At 63.1% G+C, this 15333-nt stretch carries 22 protein-coding genes; 12 read left to right on the top strand and 10 right to left on the bottom strand.

Features of this window, described 5'->3' with window-relative positions; translation table 11 throughout:
• Positions 1-128: 128 nt before the first annotated feature.
• Positions 129-569, bottom strand: coding sequence for a thioesterase family protein (locus JAB4_RS17615; protein WP_070218515.1), 441 nt, complete (start codon positions 567-569; stop codon positions 129-131).
• A 143-nt stretch (positions 570-712) separates the two neighbouring features.
• Between JAB4_RS17615 and JAB4_RS17610 the strand changes: the two genes are divergently transcribed.
• From JAB4_RS17610 to JAB4_RS17600, 3 genes are read left to right on the top strand one after another with little or no spacing between them, the layout of a single operon-like run.
• Entirely contained in the window at positions 713-1441 is a 729-nt protein-coding gene (locus JAB4_RS17610) for a GntR family transcriptional regulator (protein ID WP_070218514.1), read from the top strand.
• On the top strand, positions 1416-2183 hold the full coding sequence (locus JAB4_RS17605; protein WP_083287408.1) for an SDR family oxidoreductase: 768 nt from the start codon (positions 1416-1418) through the stop codon (positions 2181-2183). The genes JAB4_RS17610 and JAB4_RS17605 overlap by 26 nt, the downstream gene beginning before the upstream one ends.
• Before the next feature lie 15 nt (positions 2184-2198).
• Entirely contained in the window at positions 2199-2891 is a 693-nt protein-coding gene (locus tag JAB4_RS17600; protein WP_070218513.1) for an amino acid racemase, read from the top strand.
• Here the strand turns inward: JAB4_RS17600 and JAB4_RS17595 are convergent, their stop codons facing one another.
• A complete protein-coding gene (locus tag JAB4_RS17595) occupies positions 2892-3362 on the bottom strand; it encodes a heme-degrading domain-containing protein (RefSeq protein WP_070218512.1) in 471 nt (156 codons plus the stop codon). It abuts the gene before it with no gap.
• An 83-nt stretch (positions 3363-3445) separates the two neighbouring features.
• Here JAB4_RS17595 and alkB point away from each other — a divergent pair, with 83 nt between their 5' ends.
• Complete coding sequence (gene alkB / locus JAB4_RS17590; RefSeq protein WP_070218511.1) at positions 3446-4108, top strand: DNA oxidative demethylase AlkB; 663 nt, start codon at positions 3446-3448, stop codon at positions 4106-4108.
• Here the strand turns inward: alkB and JAB4_RS17585 are convergent.
• The 3 genes from JAB4_RS17585 to JAB4_RS17575 are packed head-to-tail and all read right to left on the bottom strand — an operon-like array spanning position 4080 to position 5161.
• Positions 4080-4511 (bottom strand): hypothetical protein, encoded by a 432-nt coding sequence (locus JAB4_RS17585; protein WP_070218510.1) that lies wholly within the window; start codon positions 4509-4511, stop codon positions 4080-4082. The genes alkB and JAB4_RS17585 overlap by 29 nt on opposite strands.
• 38 nt (positions 4512-4549) lie before the next feature.
• Positions 4550-4807 (bottom strand): hypothetical protein, encoded by a 258-nt coding sequence (locus JAB4_RS17580; protein ID WP_070218509.1) that lies wholly within the window; start codon positions 4805-4807, stop codon positions 4550-4552.
• Between the two features lie 21 nt (positions 4808-4828).
• Positions 4829-5161 (bottom strand): winged helix-turn-helix domain-containing protein, encoded by a 333-nt coding sequence (locus JAB4_RS17575; RefSeq protein ID WP_070218508.1) that lies wholly within the window; start codon positions 5159-5161, stop codon positions 4829-4831.
• Between the two features lie 127 nt (positions 5162-5288).
• Between JAB4_RS17575 and folE2 the strand changes: the two genes are divergently transcribed.
• The 6 genes from folE2 to JAB4_RS17545 all read left to right on the top strand — a co-directional run bounded on the left by folE2 (position 5289) and on the right by JAB4_RS17545 (position 11793).
• Positions 5289-6200: a GTP cyclohydrolase FolE2 gene (gene folE2 / locus JAB4_RS17570; protein WP_070218507.1), complete on the top strand. Its 912-nt coding sequence runs from the start codon at positions 5289-5291 to the stop codon at positions 6198-6200.
• Positions 6201-6233: 33 nt separating this feature from the next.
• Positions 6234-6401 (top strand): hypothetical protein, encoded by a 168-nt coding sequence (locus JAB4_RS17565; RefSeq protein ID WP_175444825.1) that lies wholly within the window; start codon positions 6234-6236, stop codon positions 6399-6401.
• Between the two features lie 86 nt (positions 6402-6487).
• Positions 6488-7306, top strand: a complete 819-nt coding sequence (gene blaOXA, locus JAB4_RS17560) for a class D beta-lactamase (RefSeq protein ID WP_070218506.1) — start codon at positions 6488-6490, stop codon at positions 7304-7306.
• The gene (locus JAB4_RS17555) at positions 7303-7698 is read left to right on the top strand and encodes a hypothetical protein (RefSeq protein WP_083287407.1); all 396 of its coding nucleotides are present in this window, start codon (positions 7303-7305) and stop codon (positions 7696-7698) included. Before blaOXA ends, JAB4_RS17555 begins: the two co-directional genes overlap by 4 nt.
• A gap of 74 nt (positions 7699-7772) precedes the next feature.
• The gene (locus JAB4_RS17550; protein WP_070218505.1) at positions 7773-10223 is read left to right on the top strand and encodes a transglycosylase domain-containing protein; all 2451 of its coding nucleotides are present in this window, start codon (positions 7773-7775) and stop codon (positions 10221-10223) included.
• A 31-nt stretch (positions 10224-10254) separates the two neighbouring features.
• Positions 10255-11793: a cryptochrome/photolyase family protein gene (locus JAB4_RS17545; protein WP_139143836.1), complete on the top strand. Its 1539-nt coding sequence runs from the start codon at positions 10255-10257 to the stop codon at positions 11791-11793.
• 135 nt (positions 11794-11928) lie between these two features.
• On the opposite strand, the gene JAB4_RS17540 is transcribed toward JAB4_RS17545, so the two are convergent.
• Complete coding sequence (locus tag JAB4_RS17540; RefSeq protein ID WP_070218503.1) at positions 11929-12189, bottom strand: hypothetical protein; 261 nt, start codon at positions 12187-12189, stop codon at positions 11929-11931.
• A 360-nt stretch (positions 12190-12549) separates the two neighbouring features.
• On the opposite strand from JAB4_RS17540, the gene JAB4_RS17535 reads away from it, so the two are divergent.
• Complete coding sequence (locus JAB4_RS17535; RefSeq protein ID WP_139143835.1) at positions 12550-13035, top strand: hypothetical protein; 486 nt, start codon at positions 12550-12552, stop codon at positions 13033-13035.
• 74 nt (positions 13036-13109) lie between these two features.
• Positions 13110-13406, top strand: a complete 297-nt coding sequence (locus tag JAB4_RS17530) for a hypothetical protein (protein ID WP_070218501.1) — start codon at positions 13110-13112, stop codon at positions 13404-13406.
• A 28-nt stretch (positions 13407-13434) separates the two neighbouring features.
• On the opposite strand, the gene JAB4_RS17525 is transcribed toward JAB4_RS17530, so the two are convergent.
• The 4 genes from JAB4_RS17525 to JAB4_RS17510 form a co-directional block, all read right to left on the bottom strand.
• On the bottom strand, positions 13435-13695 hold the full coding sequence (locus tag JAB4_RS17525) for a hypothetical protein (RefSeq protein WP_070218500.1): 261 nt from the start codon (positions 13693-13695) through the stop codon (positions 13435-13437).
• The gene (locus JAB4_RS17520; RefSeq protein ID WP_070218573.1) at positions 13695-14261 is read right to left on the bottom strand and encodes a hypothetical protein; all 567 of its coding nucleotides are present in this window, start codon (positions 14259-14261) and stop codon (positions 13695-13697) included. Before JAB4_RS17520 ends, JAB4_RS17525 begins: the two co-directional genes overlap by 1 nt.
• Before the next feature lie 79 nt (positions 14262-14340).
• Entirely contained in the window at positions 14341-14628 is a 288-nt protein-coding gene (locus tag JAB4_RS17515) for a putative quinol monooxygenase (RefSeq protein ID WP_070218499.1), read from the bottom strand.
• Positions 14629-14749: 121 nt separating this feature from the next.
• Positions 14750-15322 carry an NAD(P)H-dependent oxidoreductase gene (locus JAB4_RS17510; protein ID WP_070218498.1) on the bottom strand — a complete coding sequence of 191 codons (573 nt, stop codon included), beginning with the start codon at positions 15320-15322 and terminating at the stop codon, positions 14750-14752.
• Between the last annotated feature and the right edge of the window lie 11 nt (positions 15323-15333).

Below are 15333 nucleotides of genomic sequence, written 5' to 3'. Positions count from 1 at the left end.
GCTGAGGTCGCTGATTCTAAAGCATGCACGGGCAAATCAGGAGCGAAATGCATGTTGCACTGCGAAGGCGCAGGAAAAGCCCCGCATCTTCGCCGAACGGCGCGCAAAACGGCAGCCCGGGCGACGCTTTACGCGGCCGCCGCGACGATGGCCGGTTCGTACACGGCCAGGAACTCGGGCGGCAGGCGGCGCGCGCGGCCGCTGCTCAATTCGATGCAGATCAAGTCCCAGCGTCCGCGCACGACGGTGGCGCCGTCGCTGTCGCGGATCAGCTGGAAGCGCCGTTCCATGCTGGAGCGCCCATCGCTGGCGCACAGCCAGGTGGCCAGGGTCAGCGCTTCGCCGGCCCGCGTCGGCAGCAGGTAGTCGTATGCGCCGCGGCGGATCGCCATGGCCCGGTCCAGGCGCCGGTAATCGTCGAGGTCCAGCCCCAGTGTGGCCGAGTGGTGCCAGGCGACATGCTCGCACCAGCGCACGTAGACGGCGTTGTTGGTGTGCTGCAAGCCGTCGATGTCGCCCGGTTCGGGCGTGACGGGCAGGGTGTGGGCGTGCGGATAATCCCAGTTCAAGAGCGCTCCTTTCGATGCGGTGGCGGCTGATTGTACGTGCTTGCGGTGTTTCCTTGTTTCCTGTCCGCAGCGCACGTCTGGAAAAACACTGTTTTTTACATTGATGTATGATGCATCATAATTTCAAAAGATCAAAAATACGCATGAAGCACCAATTGGACAGTCTGCAGCACGTCAACCTGGGCAAGTCCGTGTACGCGATGCTGCGCGAGGCGCTGGCGGCCGGACGCTACCAGCCGAATGAGCGCCTGCGCATCCGCGAGCTGGCGCTGCAGCTCGGTACCAGCGTCACGCCCGTGCGCGACGCCATGCTGCAACTGGTGCAGGAAGAGGCGCTGGTGCTGCGCTCGCCGCGCGATTTCCGCGTGCCCGTGCTCAGCGTGGCGCGCTACCTGGAAATCCGCGCGCTGCGGCTGGAACTGGAAGGGCTGGGTGCGTTCGAGGCGGCGCAGCGCATCGACGACGCCACCCTGGCCGACCTCGAACGCCTGCTGCAGGCGAACGAAGAGGCGATTGCGCGGCACGACTTGCCGGCGGCCCTGCAATGCAACCAGGCGTTTCACCTGGGCCTGGCCCAGGCGGCCGGCATGCCGACGTTAAAACGCTTCGTCGACCACCTGTGGATGCAGACGGCGCCCCTGATCGCCGCCGGCTACGCCAGCTTTTCGCCCGACATGCGCGTCGGCCACCACCACGCCATCATCGCCGCGCTGCGCCAGCGCGACGGGGCGGCTGCGCGGCGCGCCATCGAACAGGACATTCTCGACGGCGGCACGCAGATGCTGGCGTATGTGATGCGCCAGGAGCGCATCCACGCCGGCGCAACACAACTAGACAAGGAAGCACATGACGCAGAACACGCACAAGACTGAACAGAAGATTGAACAGAAAACGGCCATCGTCACGGGCGCCAGCCGCGGTATCGGCCACGCCGTGGCAGAGCGCTTCCGCAGCCTGGGCTGGCGCGTGATCACCGTGTCGCGCAGCCCGATTCCGGGCGGCTGCCCGCGCAGCCAGGAGCACAACACGCATGTGTGCATGGATCTGTCGGACCTGAGCCAGATCGGGCAGATGGTCGACACCCTGCGCCCCATGCTGGGCGACTCGAAATTGCACGCGCTGGTGAACAACGCGGGCGTGTCGCCGAAGGGGCCGGGCGGTTCGCGCGTCAATTCGCTGACCACCGACATGCAGACCTGGCAGGAAATGTACAACACGAATTTCTTTGCGCCGCTGGCCCTGACGCGCGGCTTTGCGCAGGAACTGTCGAACGCGCACGGCGCCGTCGTGAACCTGTGCTCGATCGCCGGCTACCGCGTGCACCCGTTCGCCGGCTCCGCCTACGCCAGCTCGAAGGCGGCGCTGGCGTCGCTAACGCGTGAGATGGCCAACGACATGGCGCCGCTGAACGTGCGCGTGAATGCCATCGCGCCGGGCGAGATCGACACGGCGATTCTGTCGCCGGGCACCTCGCACATCGTCGACACGCAAATCCCCCTGCGCCGCCTGGGCACGACGGCCGAAGTGGCGGATCTGGTGGAGTTCCTGTGCAGCGAGCGCGCCTCGTACATCACGGGCGCGGAAATTCCCATCGACGGCGGCCAACGTATTTAATCCAGGAGGAAGATCATGAGCAAACATATCGGCATCGTCGGCTGCTCGGCCGAAGGTGCGGCCCTGTGCTACCGCACGATTTGCGAAGAGGGCGCGCATGCGCTGGGAGCGTATGAACATCCGGAAGTCACGCTGCACACGCCGCCGCTGGCGCGCTATGTGGCTTGCCTGAATGCGGGCGACCTGGCCGGCGTGGCCGAACTGATGCTGGCGTCGGCGCACAAGCTTGCCGCGGCGGGCGCCGATTTCCTGATCTGCCCCGACAACACCATCCACCAGGCATTCGCGCTGGTGGCACCCCGCTCGCCGCTGCCCTGGCTGCATATCGCCGATGTGGTGGCCAGCGAGGCGGCCGCGCGCGGCTACCAGCGCGTGGGATTGACGGGCACGCGCTGGCTGGTCGACAGCGCCGTGTATCCGGACAGGCTGGCCGCGCGCGGCATCGATTGTGTGCGGCCGGGCGAAGACGAGCGCAGCGAAATCAACCGCATCATCATGGAAGAACTGGTGCCGGGCGTGATCCGGCCGAAAAGCGTCACCCGCTTCCAGGCCGTCATCGCCGGCTTGCGTGAGCAGGGCTGCGACGCCGTCATCCTTGGCTGCACGGAAATCCCGCTGATCATCGGCGACGCCAATTCGCCGCTGCCGACGCTCGATTCCACGCGCTTGCTGGCGCGCGCCGCCTTGCGCCGGGCGCTGGACGCCTGACTATTTGTCCAGCTGCGCCTGCAGGGCCGCCACCACCAGCGCGTGATCGTCCGCCTGCGCCAGGCCGGACACGGTGACCGTGCCGACCAGTCCCACGCCGCGTATCAGCAGGGGAAACGCGCCGCCGTGGCCCGCGTACTCGATGTCATCGAGGTACTTCACGTCTTCGAAGGTGCTGCCCCGGCTTTTATACGAGATGCCCATGTAGTAGGAGCTGCGGCAAAAGCGCTGCACCGTGTTGTTTTTGCGGCGTATCCAGTCCGCCTGGTCCGCCGTGGCGCCCGTCATGGCGTGGTGGAACAGCACCTGGCCGTTGCGCGTGATGTTGACGGTGACGGCCTTGCCCCGCTTGCGCACTTCCTCGACGATCCACAGGCCCACGGCCAGCGCCGCGTCGTTGTCGAAGCGTTCGAATTGCAGGGATTCTTCCTGCTGCGCCAGGGTGTGCAGCAAATCGGCGTAATGATCCATCGTGGAGGCGGGTGGTAGTGGCTGGAAGCGCTACTGTAGCGCACCGTGGGGGCTTTTTGTGTAATGCGGCTAAAATAGGCGGCATGAACCTGACCCTGTTTGCCGATGAAGACGACGTCCCGACCGGACCGGTGCCGCTGGTGCCCGGCTCGTCCGCGTCGGTCCTGCTGCGCCGTTTTGCGCTGCCGTATCTGCCCGAGCTGCTGCCGGCGCTGGACGCCATCGTGCTGGCCGCGCCCCTGCGCCACATGGCCACGCCGGGCGGTTTGCGCATGTCCGTGGCCATGAGCAATTGCGGCCCCCTGGGCTGGGTCACGGATGGGCGCGGCTACCGCTATGCGCGGCTCGATCCCGCCAGCGGTGTACCCTGGCCGCCCATGCCGCCCGTGTTCCTGTGCCTGGCGCAGCAAGCGGCGCTGGCGGCCGGCTATCCGGGCTTCACGCCCGACGCCTGCCTGGTCAACCGTTATGCGCCCGGTGCGCGCATGGCCCTGCACCAGGACCGCGACGAATGCGATTTCAACGCGCCCATCGTTTCCGTCTCGCTCGGTTTGCCCGCCACCTTTTTGTTCGGCGGCGCCGAGCGCAGCGACAAGGCGGCGCGCATCGCGCTGCTGCATGGCGACGTGGTCGTGTGGGGCGGCGCCGACCGTCTGCGCTTCCACGGCGTGGCGCCGCTGAAGGAGGGCGAACACGCGCTGCTGGGCGCGCAGCGCATCAATTTGACGTTTCGCAAGGCTGCCTGAGCTGGCGCCACGGCGTGGCCGGCTTGACGATGTAATGCGCATGCACATAACGCCACGGAATGGCCAGGTAGACCAGCACCACGAACGCGCATTCAAACGTGGTTGCCGTAGTGGCGGGATCGATCTGGCCGTTCAGCCATTGCGGCAGCGGCACGAGCAGCAGCCAGATGGTCTTCCACAGCGCCTCCCACAGCAGCAGGGGCAGCATCTGCAGCGGATAGCGCAAGCCCAGCAAACATAGCAGCGAAAACGCGGCCAGCATGCAGTTGACGGTGCCCCGCGCCAGTTCCCACGGCGCGTGCGGCGTGACGATGCCGGGCCACAGCACGCTGCCCAGCCCCAGGACAATCAGCAGATACATGGCGCGCAGCGCATACAGACGGGCGGTCGATACGGTATTCATGGTGCGGTCTCCTGGTCGTGGGGTGGCTATGAAAGGGTTTACTCGACTTCTTTGAGTATCGTTTCCAGGCTGCCCAGGCGCGCCTGGATCTGCGTCACGGAGGCGCTCAATGCTGTCAGCGACGCTGCCGTTTCCGCCTGCGCGGCGGCCATGGACCTGGCCAGCTCCTGGTAGGCGCCGTCCTGCGCCAGCCGGGCGCGCGCCTGCACGATGCCGGACGTATATTTGAGGGCGAAGATGATGACGGCGGCCGTGCAGGGGAAGAAGAAGGCGGCGAAAAAGATATTTTCAGACATGATGACCTCTACAGTTCAGGATTAATCGGCATTGGGAGTGAGCGTGGACGCCGCGGCGGCGATGCTGGCCGGCGTCAGCAGCAATTCAAATGGGCTGGCCTCGAAGTAATTGAGGGCCTTGCCGTCATGCGACAGTTCCAGCTGGCTGGTGACGAGTCCCGCGTGCTCCAGCTTTTGCAGGTGCAAATGCAGCAGGGGCCGGCTGATGCCCAGGTCGCGCGCCAGCTGGCTGATGTAGTTGCGCCCGCCGCTGGCCAGGGCCGCGATGATGCGCAGCCGGTGCGGATTGTCGAGCGCCGCCAGCATGGCCAGCAAGCGGTCGCCGGTGGGATGGGCTGTATTTGTATCTGTCATATGTCAACATTATCTGACATGTGTTAGCGAGTCAAGATAAATCATTTGCCGCTTTAATGCAAGATACTTGCAAATGCGACGCTTTTTCTCCATGATATGCAACTTGTTTGCATATGGAGCCTTAACCATGAAGCGCGATTCCCTTTCTTCGCCCCTGCCCGACGTGGCGGCCGGTTCCCATTCAGGCAGCCCCTTGCCATTGGAATGGGTCGGCATGCAGGGCATCGCCTTGCCGCTGTGGCTGGAAGAGGGCGGGCAGGCGCAGCAAGTGCATGCGTGGGCCGACGTGCAAGTCGATCTGCCCGATCCGCACGTGAAGGGCATCCACATGTCGCGCCTGTATCTGCTGCTCGATGCCTTTGCCGCCGCGCAGCCGCTCGATGCGGGCGCCCTGGCCGCCGTGTTGCGGCGCATGGTGGACCGTCACGCCGACTGCGGCAGCACGCAGGCGCGCATCGCGCTGGCGTTTCCCCTGCTGCGGCGCCAGCCGGCGCTGCTGACGGCGGGGCTGGCGGGCTGGAAATCGTATCCCGTGCGCCTGCAGGCCAGTGTTTCTCCGCAGGGTTTTGCCCTGTCCCTGACGGTGGAGATCGGCTACTCGTCGACCTGTCCGTGCTCGGCGGCGCTGGCGCGGCAATTGCTGGCCGAGGCCTTTGCGGCGCAGTTCGGCAAAGGCGGCATCGACGGCGCAGCCGCCAGCGACTGGCTGCAGGAACACGCGAGCCTGGCCACGCCGCACAGCCAGCGCAGCACGGCGACGGTGACCGTGCCATTGACGGAGCAGGCGGAGCTGGACTTGTTTCCCCTGATCGACTGGGTGGAAGCGGCGCTGGCGACACCCTTGCAGACGGCCGTGAAACGGGCCGACGAACAGGCGTTTGCGCGCCTCAATGGTGCTAATCTGATGTACGTGGAGGACGCGGCCCGCCGCGTGCAGGCGGCACTGGCGCCGCATTATGCGCAGCCGCGTGTTACCGTACGGCATATGGAAAGCCTGCATCCGCACGATGCCGTGGCACAGGCGGGCCAGCTTGCCTGAACTTTTCACTCAACCACCGTGGAGGAAGACCGCATGCCGGAGAACATCACGCAGGACCCTGGCGAAGACAGCCTGGAAGAGGAACTGGAGCGCGAGCGGCGCGAGCATGTGCTGATCGACGAGGAAAAGCTGGGCATGGACGAGCTGGAAGAGGAGCATTTGAAGCGGGAACGTCAGCCGGGCGTGCCGGCGGGGCGCTAGCGCGCATGCACTGCATCAGCGCTGGCATCGCGCCGCGCCGCCCGGTACAATTTCGCTTTGTCATTCTCCCTCAGCCCCGGAGGCCCATGAAATATCGCGCATTGTTCCAGTTTATCCTCGGCCTGACAGGCGCCGTCCTGGCCGGCTCGCAAGCCCATTCCGCCACCATCTGCACCGCCATGGCCGATGCCAAGACAGGCGCCGTCCTGCTGCAGGAGGGCAATTGCATCGACCGTGTTACTCCCGCGTCCACGTTCAAGATCGCGCTCAGCCTGATGGGCTATGACGCCGGCTTCCTCAAGGACGAGCACAAGCCCAGCCTGCCATTCCGCCAGGGCTATGTGGACTGGGGTGGCGAAGCGTGGCGCCAGGATACGGACCCGTCGCGCTGGATGCAGTATTCCGTCGTCTGGTATTCGCAGCAGATCACGCAGGCGCTGGGCGCCGAGCGCTTCCAGAAATACGCCAAGGCTTTGCGCTACGGCAATGCGGATGTGTCGGGCGACCCGGGCAAGGACAACAGCCTGGAGCGCTCGTGGATCAGCTCTTCGCTGAAAATCTCGCCGCTGGAACAGCTGGGCTTCTTGCGCAAACTGGTCAACGATCAATTGCCCGTCACCAAGCAGGCCATGGAGCAGACGCGACGCCTGACGCGCCTGGCGGACGTGGGCGGCTGGCAAGTGCATGGCAAGACAGGCGCCGCTTTCCCGCGCAAGCCTGACGGCAGCTTCGACGAAGCGCATGGCTACGGCTGGTTCGTGGGCTGGGCCAGCAAGGGCGGGCGCAGCATCGTGTTCGCGCGCCTGGTGCAGGATGAGCAGAAGGGCCAGCAGTCCGCAGGCTTGCGCACGCGCGAGGCGATGCTGAAGGAATTGCCGGCCCTGCTGGAGCAGGCGCAGAAGTGACGGCCAGCATCGTCGTCGCCACCTTCATCGCTACCGAGGGCGAGTACCTGGAAGCCGTCATCGAGGTGGGCGGCCAGCGCCTGCACGTGATGGACGAGTTTGGTGGCGGGCAACTGGCCGCCGGCGCGCAAGTCCAGCTCGAACTGTGGCCCATGGCCAGCGAAATCGACGACTGGGACGCCATCTTCCGCGCCAATCCTGGCCGGGAAAAGCGCCTGGTGCGCCTCGATGGCTGGCGCTACCTGGCGCTCGGCATCGTGACCCAGGTCGATCCCGTCGTCTGCGATTGCGGCCTGCTACAGCTGGAAAACCCGTTTACGACGCATGACGGGCGCTGCGTGGGCGCGTATGTCGGCGTCACCTTGGCGCGCCTCGATGCTTGCCTGGCGTAAATTCCGGCCCGCTTTGTTGCCCGCCCTATATACTTGCTGAAACGGATTCCCCGGCATCAGACAAGGTTACAAGCATGGCATCAGGCATGGAGCAGTTTCAGGAAAAAGCACGGCAGGCGTTCATACGGGCGCGCGCGCAGGCAGTGCGCGTGGCGGGAGTGGCGTGGATCAAGGCAGTGGCGCTGTACCGGCGCGGCCACGCGCACTTGATGACCTTGCCGCCCGTGCGGCGCGCGCTGGTGCTGGTCTTATGGTCGTTTCTGGCCCTGCTGGCGCTGGTGATCCTGTACATGCTGTTGCTGATCCCCCTGACGCCGAGCATCCACGACTTGCGCCAGGCGCGCGCGGCCGCGCCGACCACCATGGTCAGCGCCGATGGCAAGGAACTTGCCCGCTTCGACCAGGGCTTGCAGGAGCGGGTCACGTTAAAGCAGATTTCGCCGAACGTGATCAGTGCGCTGATCTCGACGGAAGACCACCGTTTCTACGAACACCACGGCATCGACTTCACGCGCACGGCCGGCGCCATTCTGCATACGGCAGGGGGCAACCCGCAAGGCGGTTCCACCATCACGCAGCAGCTGGCGCGCAATATGTTTCCCGAGGAAATCGGCCGCTCGCGCAACCTGAACCGCAAGCTCAAGGAATTGATCACGGCCCTGAAAATCGAGGCCACCTACAGCAAGACGGAAATCCTGGAAGCCTACCTGAACACGGTTCCCTTCCTGTACAACACCTACGGCATCGAAATGGCGGCCCGCACGTATTTCGACAAACCCGCCGCGCGCCTCGACATCCTGGAAAGCGCCACCCTGGTCGGCATGCTCAAGGGGACGAATTACTACAATCCCGTCGGCAATCCCGAACGCTCCCTGCAGCGGCGCAACGTGGTGCTGGGCCAGATGCGCAAGCACGACGTCATCGACGAGGCGCGCTACAAGCAGCTGATCAAGCGTCCGCTGCGCCTGCATTTCGAGCGCCAGAGCGAGCGGGCGCAGTCGGACAGCCATTTCACGGCCTATGTGCGCAAGTGGCTGATCGACTGGGCCGACGAGAACGACTACAATCTGGAACTCGATGCGCTGGTGGTGCACACCACGCTCGACCATGATTTGCAGCAGGCGGCCGAACGCGCCGTCGAGCGCCAGGCGAATGCCTTGCAGGCGATTGCCGACGTGGAATGGAGCCGCGCCGGCGTGCCGTCGTCCACGTCGACGGGCATGTACGCGGGCATGCAGGGCGGCAGCGTGCCCTTCGATTATTTCTGGAAATCGCATCCGGCGCTGCTCGACGCCTTCGTGCGCGAGTCCGCCGACTACCGCAAGCTGACGGCGGCCGGCGGCACGCCCGAAGCGGCGCTGGCGCAGCTGAAGGGCGACCGCGCCTTCATGGCGGCCCTGCGCAAGTCGAAGACGCGGCTGGAAGCGGGCTTTGCGGCCATGGACCCGGCCACGGGCGCCGTGCGCGCCTGGGTGGGCAGCCGAGACTTTGCGCGCGAACAGTTCGACCACGTGTCGCAGGCGGCGCGCCAGCCCGGTTCCACCTTCAAACCCATCGTGTATGGCGCGGCGCTGGAAAAGGGACTGAGCCCTGACCATGTCTACCGCGATGCCGTGATGGACATCAAGGCGGCCGACGGCACCAAATGGCGCCCGACGGACATGAGCGGCACGACGGGCCGCGACATGACCATGCGCGACGGCCTCGTCTACTCGAAAAACACCATCACGGCGCAAGTGATGCAGGACGTGGGCTTGCCGCCCATCATCAAGCTGGCGCGCGCGCTGGGTATCCGCGACAGCAAGCTGGAAAAAGTGCCGTCGCTGGCGCTGGGCACCAGTCCTGTCACCTTATTGGAAATGGTCAACGCCTACGCCAGCATCGCGGCCCAGGGCGAAGCCCGTCTGCCGTTCGTCGTCACGCACATCACGGACCGCGAAGGCAAGGTCATCGCCCGCTTCGGCGAAGACAAGCCCAAGCGCGCCATGCAGGCCGAATCGGCCGCCACCCTGACGGACATGATGCGCGGCGTCATCGACCGGGGCACGGGCACGGCCATCCGCAGCCGCTTCGGCATCCGTTCCGACGTGGCCGGCAAGAGCGGCACCACGCAAAACAATGCGGACGGCTGGTTCATCCTGATGCACCCGCAACTCGTCGGCGGCGCCTGGGTGGGTTTCAACGACGCGCGCGTCACCATGCGCAGCAATTACTGGGGCCAGGGCGGCCACAACGCCGTGCTGGTGGTGGGCGACTTCTTCAAGACGGCGCTCGACACGGGCAAGCTGTCGCGCGACGCCATCTTCCCTGGCGGCAAGCCGCCACCACCGCTGCGCCACGTGGAACCCGTCGAGGAACCGCAGGATGAACCGGTGGAAGAGCCGGGCGATCTGCTGCAGGAAGGCGCGCCGCCCGCGCCGCTGGCCGTGCCGGCGGAAGAGGGCGGGCAGGAAGCGCATGGCAAGGCCGTGGCGGAACCGGCTCCCGCGCCTGTCCCGGCGCCGCAGCCAATGCCGCAAGGCTAGCGGCCACGATGTTATTTGATACAGGACAATAATGACACCGAAGCCCACCTTGCGCCTGATCCTCGGTGACCAGCTCAATACGCAGCACCGCTGGTTTACCGACGTCGACGACGCCACCATCTACGTCTTGATGGAAGTGCGGCAAGAAACCGATTATGTGCTGCATCACGCGCAGAAAATCCTGGCCATCTTCGCTGCCATGCGCGACTTTGCGCGCCAGCTGCGCGAGGATGGCCACGCCGTGCATTACATCGCCATCGGCGACGTGGCCAGCACGCGCTCGATACCGGAGAATATCGAAGCGCTGATTCGCCACTATGACGCCGGCGCCGTCGAATACCAGGCGCCCGACGAGTGGCGCCTCGACCAGCAGCTCTACCAGGCCGGACGGCGCTCGGCCATCCCGTGGCTGATGGTCGACAGCGAGCATTTCTATACGGCCCGCCACGAGGCGGCCGATATTTTCGCCGGGCGCAAGCAATGGCTGATGGAGTTTTTCTACCGCCAGATGCGCGGCACGCATCAGGTGTTGATGGAAGACGCGAAAAAACCCGTCGGCGGCCAGTGGAATTTCGATCACGATAACCGCAAGCCCTGGCGCGGCACGCCCGCCGAGCCGCAAGACCCGCGCACCGTGCATGACCATTCGCGTCTATGGGAAGGCATCGTCGCCGCCGGCGTGAAGAGCTTCGGCGCGCCCTGTGCGGACCGGCTGGCCTGGGCGCTGAACCGGGATGAGGCGCTGCAGCAGCTCGATGCCTTCATCGAGCGGGCCTTGCCGCATTTTGGCGATTTCCAGGATGCCATGAGCAGCAAGGCCTGGCGCCTGTTCCACTCCCTGCTGTCGTTCGCGCTGAACGTGAAAATGCTGAACCCGCGCGAAGTCGTCGACAGGGCGCAGGCCGCCTATTACGCCGGCCACGCTCCCCTGGCCGCGGTCGAGGGCTTCATCCGCCAGATCCTGGGCTGGCGCGAATATGTGCGCGGCGTCTACTGGGCGCAGATGCCCGGTTATGCGGAAAAGAATTTCTTTGGCCATGCGCGTGCGCTGCCCTCCTGGTTCTGGGACGGCAAGACGAAGATGCATTGTTTGTCGCAGGCGATCACGCAGTCGCTGGAACAGGCGCACGCGCATCACATCCAGCGCCTGATGGTAATCGGCAACTTCGCGCTGCTGGCCGGCCTCGATCCCGCCAAGGTCCACGGCTGGTACCTGGGCATTTACATCGATGCCTTCGAATGGGTGGAACTGCCCAATACCGTCGGCATGAGCCAGTTCGCCGACGGCGGCCTGCTGGCCACCAAGCCGTATGTCTCCAGCGCCGCGTATATCGACCGCATGGGCGATTATTGCAAGGGATGCCATTACGACAAGAAGGCGCGCATCGGCGAGCGCGCCTGCCCCTTCAATGCCCTGTACTGGGATTTTTTCCACCGCAACGCGGCCACGCTGGAGCACAATCCCCGCATCGGCATGGCGTATCGCCAGCTGGAAAAAATGGACGAGGAAACAGTCACCGCTTTCCGGCAGCAGGCGGCCACGATGCTGGCCAGGCTCGATTCCTTGTAACGCAGGGCAATGTGGTCTGTTTCCCACGGTGGATGTCCAACCGGACGATGGAGCCGGGACTCAGGATTTCCTCATGTTATGGGAAACGGTAGCGGGCAAGGCCCGAAAAACTGCCGAGCGGTGGCGGCAGGCTGCCTACCATTTTGGTTGACGTGACCAGCGCAGCACTGTGGCAAGCCTGATTCTCACCGTATAGTCTTCTCCCGTTTCATGCTCCAGCCACAGGACGCCGTCTTCGATGTTGACCCAGGCATCGACTATTCGCGTGTCGAACGGCATCGCCGTATCTTTGATATCAATCTTCACTCTTCCAGACTTCACATTGAGCGACCTCAACACTCGCGTCGTTCGTTGCGTAAACTCGATGACGTAGGAAGTGCTTGTCTTTTTTGTCATTGGAAATGCTCACCCAAAATGCTTTGAAATTTTTTTAAATATTACTACATAAAAAATTTCCATCGCGCACGAAGGCGAATGTAACAAAGAAGACGGCATTATAAAAATTTTCCATAAAGAAATATTTATTATTTTTAATAAATTAAAGTTCAACCATGGAGCGGCGTTATTTTTGCACATCGCAGAAACAGTTTCAGGTTAATTGTTTCCCGATGGATATGTGTTTATATGTTTTGCAATATTTATTATCTTGTATTTCTTATATTGATATAAATCAATGTTTTCTGCGTATTAATTTGAGGAGGTATTCTTGCTGTTAGGATATGGCTCAACTCTGGCTTCGCCGAGTGAAGCATGCTCATGGGAAATGAAAGTTATTTTTGGAAAATTTTTTGTGCGGGTGCCGAAGAGATATTTGAGGTGCCGTATAGCAGATGGCGTATCCGCATACGATATTTTCCGCGCCAATATATTCATCGTGAGAAATATATTGATGGTATGGTTCAGATTGTTAATGGCCGTGAATGGTATAAAACCCATTATTGCAATGCCGGCAGAATTAAATCAGGTTCTGATGGTTTAATTGGCGGCGTAGATTGTGCAATTGATGCCTTGAATATTTTTCATGAAGAAGAGATTTTCGGTGCAATGGAAACTGGAATGAACATCGTTCTTTTTATCGCCCATTTCCTGCCTTCCCTGGGAAAGGCATTATTGTTGCGTGAGGATGAAGGTATGGGCGATGGCGAAATTGCGATAAAGATGGCGTACCGAATGGGAACAGTGCGAAGCCGTATGCACAGAGTAAGGGCGGAGATACGCAAGAGACCGGAAGAGTATCAATAAAGGCGGCCTGCCGAATTGCGGTAGCCCGAAGCGGGAGCATGCGGTGCTTGTCCCCCTACTTGACATGAATTGACATGGTGACTAAAAATTACATCGGCGGCCCCGTGCAGGTGGAGCCGGATCATCCCAGGCGGATCGATGCATTGACAGCACAAAAAATTGATGTGGCGATTATTTTTCAGGAAATGCTTGGCACTGCCGTGGCAGCAAAATACCTGCATACAAATGGCGTGCCGCTATCTGTCGCATTGCGCGTATTGGTCTGCGAGCGCAGAAAAGATCCATCGCCGCCCAAAATGATCGGACTCGAAAAAGGGCCTGCCCATCATCCCCCGTCGAGGTTGAGCGAGACAGGCGCCGAATCGGATTGACAGCACGGGAATAAGCTGCTGTGCCGGGTCATCGCTGGAACAGATTCCTGCTTGCTTGGCGTGCGGCGCCGCTTTCCACGGGCGACCAGCCGATGCTGAAACGCCGTATCAGGGCCAGATGGTGCACATTGAGCACCTTGGGCAGCGGGTAGTCCAGGGTGGCCAGGATGCGCTGGCGTACGGCGCGGGGCAGCTCGTTGTCGGCCGCGCGCGCGAGCAAGGGCGAGCACAGCAGAGCGCCGGCGAGGCGCAGCAGCTGGCGCCGCATGGGCTGGATCAGTCGCCGCATTATCGCGCCGTCAAGTCCTGGCGCTGGAATTCGATGCGGTTTTCCTGGTAGGTCCACTTGGTGTAGGGGCCGAACACGCGCCGGTTTTCCTTGCTGTCGGCATTCGATTGCTCGCGCTTCATGCGCCGCACGAGGGCGGTATCGACCAGCGGTTCGGTCGTCGTGCCGAACACTTCGTGGCGCACGCTTTGCTTGGCGTCGGCGCCACGCGAAATGATGGTGAGCTTGCGCGTGGCGGGATCGAAGTACAGGCGCATGGCAAACGTGTTCATGTCCTGCAGATACAGGCCATCGTCGCGCCACTGGGCATAGAAATAGTCGCCGCAGACGGCCTTCGGTTCGCGTTTCCATTCGCACGCGAGCAGGATCAGCAGGTGATGGTCGTCGAGCTGCTTGATCGACACACGGGCCTTGGAATAGCCCCAGTTGCTGGGCGGCACGGTCTTCGACGAGAGCAGATTGTATTCGCCCACGAGATTGGGCATGGGCGCTTGCGCGAAGGCGGCGGTGTAGAGGGTCAAGGCGGCTGCCGCTGCGGCGCCGCGTATCGAGGAAAGTGTCGTCATGATGGCCATAAAGAAAAGTTGCCATATTATAGATGGCAACTTGCCAAGATGGCGGCACGCTTGCGCAGCGCGCCGGTTGTTACTTCAGCTTGCTCAATTCCGCCACGTCGATCTTGACGACCTTGCCCTCGGTGGCGGCCACGAGTGCGTGGAAGTGGGGCGTCGCGTAGTGCGCCGTCAGGGCCGCGTTGTCCGTCCATTCTTCCAGCATGATGAAGCGCGTGGGAATCTTGTTGTCGAGGTGCAGTTCGTAGCGCAAGCAGCCGCTTTCCGTGCGGCTGGGCGGCACGACGGCTTCCAGGGCGGCGCGCACGGCGTCGATATGTTGGGCTTGGGCATCGATGGTGGCGACGACGATCAGGGTCATGGTGGTCCTTGTAAAGTGGTGGGGCGGATGCAGCTTAGCGCAGTTTGCCGTTTCTTGTCCGCCATGCCCAGTCTGGCTGCGCCGAAACAGTTTCCGCCGCAGCCAGATAATCAAGCTGAACCTACGCCGCCTGCAGCGCGCCGATCTGCTCGAAGGCCGCCGTCATGGCCTGCATCCTGGCCGCGTCGCTGACCTTGACGCCTTCGGCGCGCACGATCTCGATCTGCTGGATGCCGAGAAAGCCGAGGAAGGCGCGCAGATGGCTTTCCTGGTGTTCCAGGGCGGCCATCGGCGTGTCGGCGCCGTAGTAGCCGCCGCGCGTCGAGGCGATGATCACGCGCTTGGCTCCCAGCAAGCCTTCCGGGCCATTGGCGCCGTACTGGAAGGTCTTGCCGGGCACGGCCAGCGCGTCGAGCCACGATTTGAGCTGGCTGGGGATGGCGAAGTTGTACATGGGGGCGCCGATGACGATGATGTCGGCGGCCAGCACTTGCTCCAGCGCGGCGGCAAGGATTTCGCCTTCGGCGGCACCGGGTGCGGCCGTAAATTGCGGCAAGGGCTGGGCGGCCAGGTCGCGGTAGTGGACGGTGGCGCCGGGCGCGGCCGCTTGCAGGCGGGCCACGATGGCGGCGCTCAGTTGGCGGCTGACGGAATGCTCGCCAAGGACGCTGGAATCGATATGCAGGATGTTCATGGTTGCCTTCT

Source organism: Janthinobacterium sp. HH102, from assembly GCF_001758625.2.
In the GTDB taxonomy this organism is placed as follows: domain Bacteria; phylum Pseudomonadota; class Gammaproteobacteria; order Burkholderiales; family Burkholderiaceae_D; genus Janthinobacterium.
Note: the sequence above shows the minus strand (reverse complement) of the source record. Positions and strands in the feature narration are given on the sequence as shown.

Coding starts and splice junctions, on each gene's coding strand:
- JAB4_RS17595 (WP_070218512.1), bottom strand. CDS start 3,362: ATGGATCATTACGCCGATTTGCTGCACACCCTGGCGCAGCAGGAAGAA.
- JAB4_RS17530 (WP_070218501.1), top strand. CDS start 13,110: ATGGTGACTAAAAATTACATCGGCGGCCCCGTGCAGGTGGAGCCGGAT.
- JAB4_RS17510 (WP_070218498.1), bottom strand. CDS start 15,322: ATGAACATCCTGCATATCGATTCCAGCGTCCTTGGCGAGCATTCCGTC.
- alkB (WP_070218511.1), top strand. CDS start 3,446: ATGAACCTGACCCTGTTTGCCGATGAAGACGACGTCCCGACCGGACCG.
- JAB4_RS17575 (WP_070218508.1), bottom strand. CDS start 5,161: ATGACAGATACAAATACAGCCCATCCCACCGGCGACCGCTTGCTGGCC.
- JAB4_RS17585 (WP_070218510.1), bottom strand. CDS start 4,511: ATGAATACCGTATCGACCGCCCGTCTGTATGCGCTGCGCGCCATGTAT.
- JAB4_RS17605 (WP_083287408.1), top strand. CDS start 1,416: ATGACGCAGAACACGCACAAGACTGAACAGAAGATTGAACAGAAAACG.
- blaOXA (WP_070218506.1), top strand. CDS start 6,488: ATGAAATATCGCGCATTGTTCCAGTTTATCCTCGGCCTGACAGGCGCC.
- JAB4_RS17550 (WP_070218505.1), top strand. CDS start 7,773: ATGGCATCAGGCATGGAGCAGTTTCAGGAAAAAGCACGGCAGGCGTTC.
- JAB4_RS17600 (WP_070218513.1), top strand. CDS start 2,199: ATGAGCAAACATATCGGCATCGTCGGCTGCTCGGCCGAAGGTGCGGCC.
- folE2 (WP_070218507.1), top strand. CDS start 5,289: ATGAAGCGCGATTCCCTTTCTTCGCCCCTGCCCGACGTGGCGGCCGGT.
- JAB4_RS17535 (WP_139143835.1), top strand. CDS start 12,550: ATGGGAAATGAAAGTTATTTTTGGAAAATTTTTTGTGCGGGTGCCGAA.
- JAB4_RS17540 (WP_070218503.1), bottom strand. CDS start 12,189: ATGACAAAAAAGACAAGCACTTCCTACGTCATCGAGTTTACGCAACGA.
- JAB4_RS17610 (WP_070218514.1), top strand. CDS start 713: ATGAAGCACCAATTGGACAGTCTGCAGCACGTCAACCTGGGCAAGTCC.
- JAB4_RS17580 (WP_070218509.1), bottom strand. CDS start 4,807: ATGTCTGAAAATATCTTTTTCGCCGCCTTCTTCTTCCCCTGCACGGCC.
- JAB4_RS17520 (WP_070218573.1), bottom strand. CDS start 14,261: ATGACGACACTTTCCTCGATACGCGGCGCCGCAGCGGCAGCCGCCTTG.
- JAB4_RS17565 (WP_175444825.1), top strand. CDS start 6,234: ATGCCGGAGAACATCACGCAGGACCCTGGCGAAGACAGCCTGGAAGAG.
- JAB4_RS17515 (WP_070218499.1), bottom strand. CDS start 14,628: ATGACCCTGATCGTCGTCGCCACCATCGATGCCCAAGCCCAACATATC.
- JAB4_RS17545 (WP_139143836.1), top strand. CDS start 10,255: ATGACACCGAAGCCCACCTTGCGCCTGATCCTCGGTGACCAGCTCAAT.
- JAB4_RS17525 (WP_070218500.1), bottom strand. CDS start 13,695: ATGCGGCGACTGATCCAGCCCATGCGGCGCCAGCTGCTGCGCCTCGCC.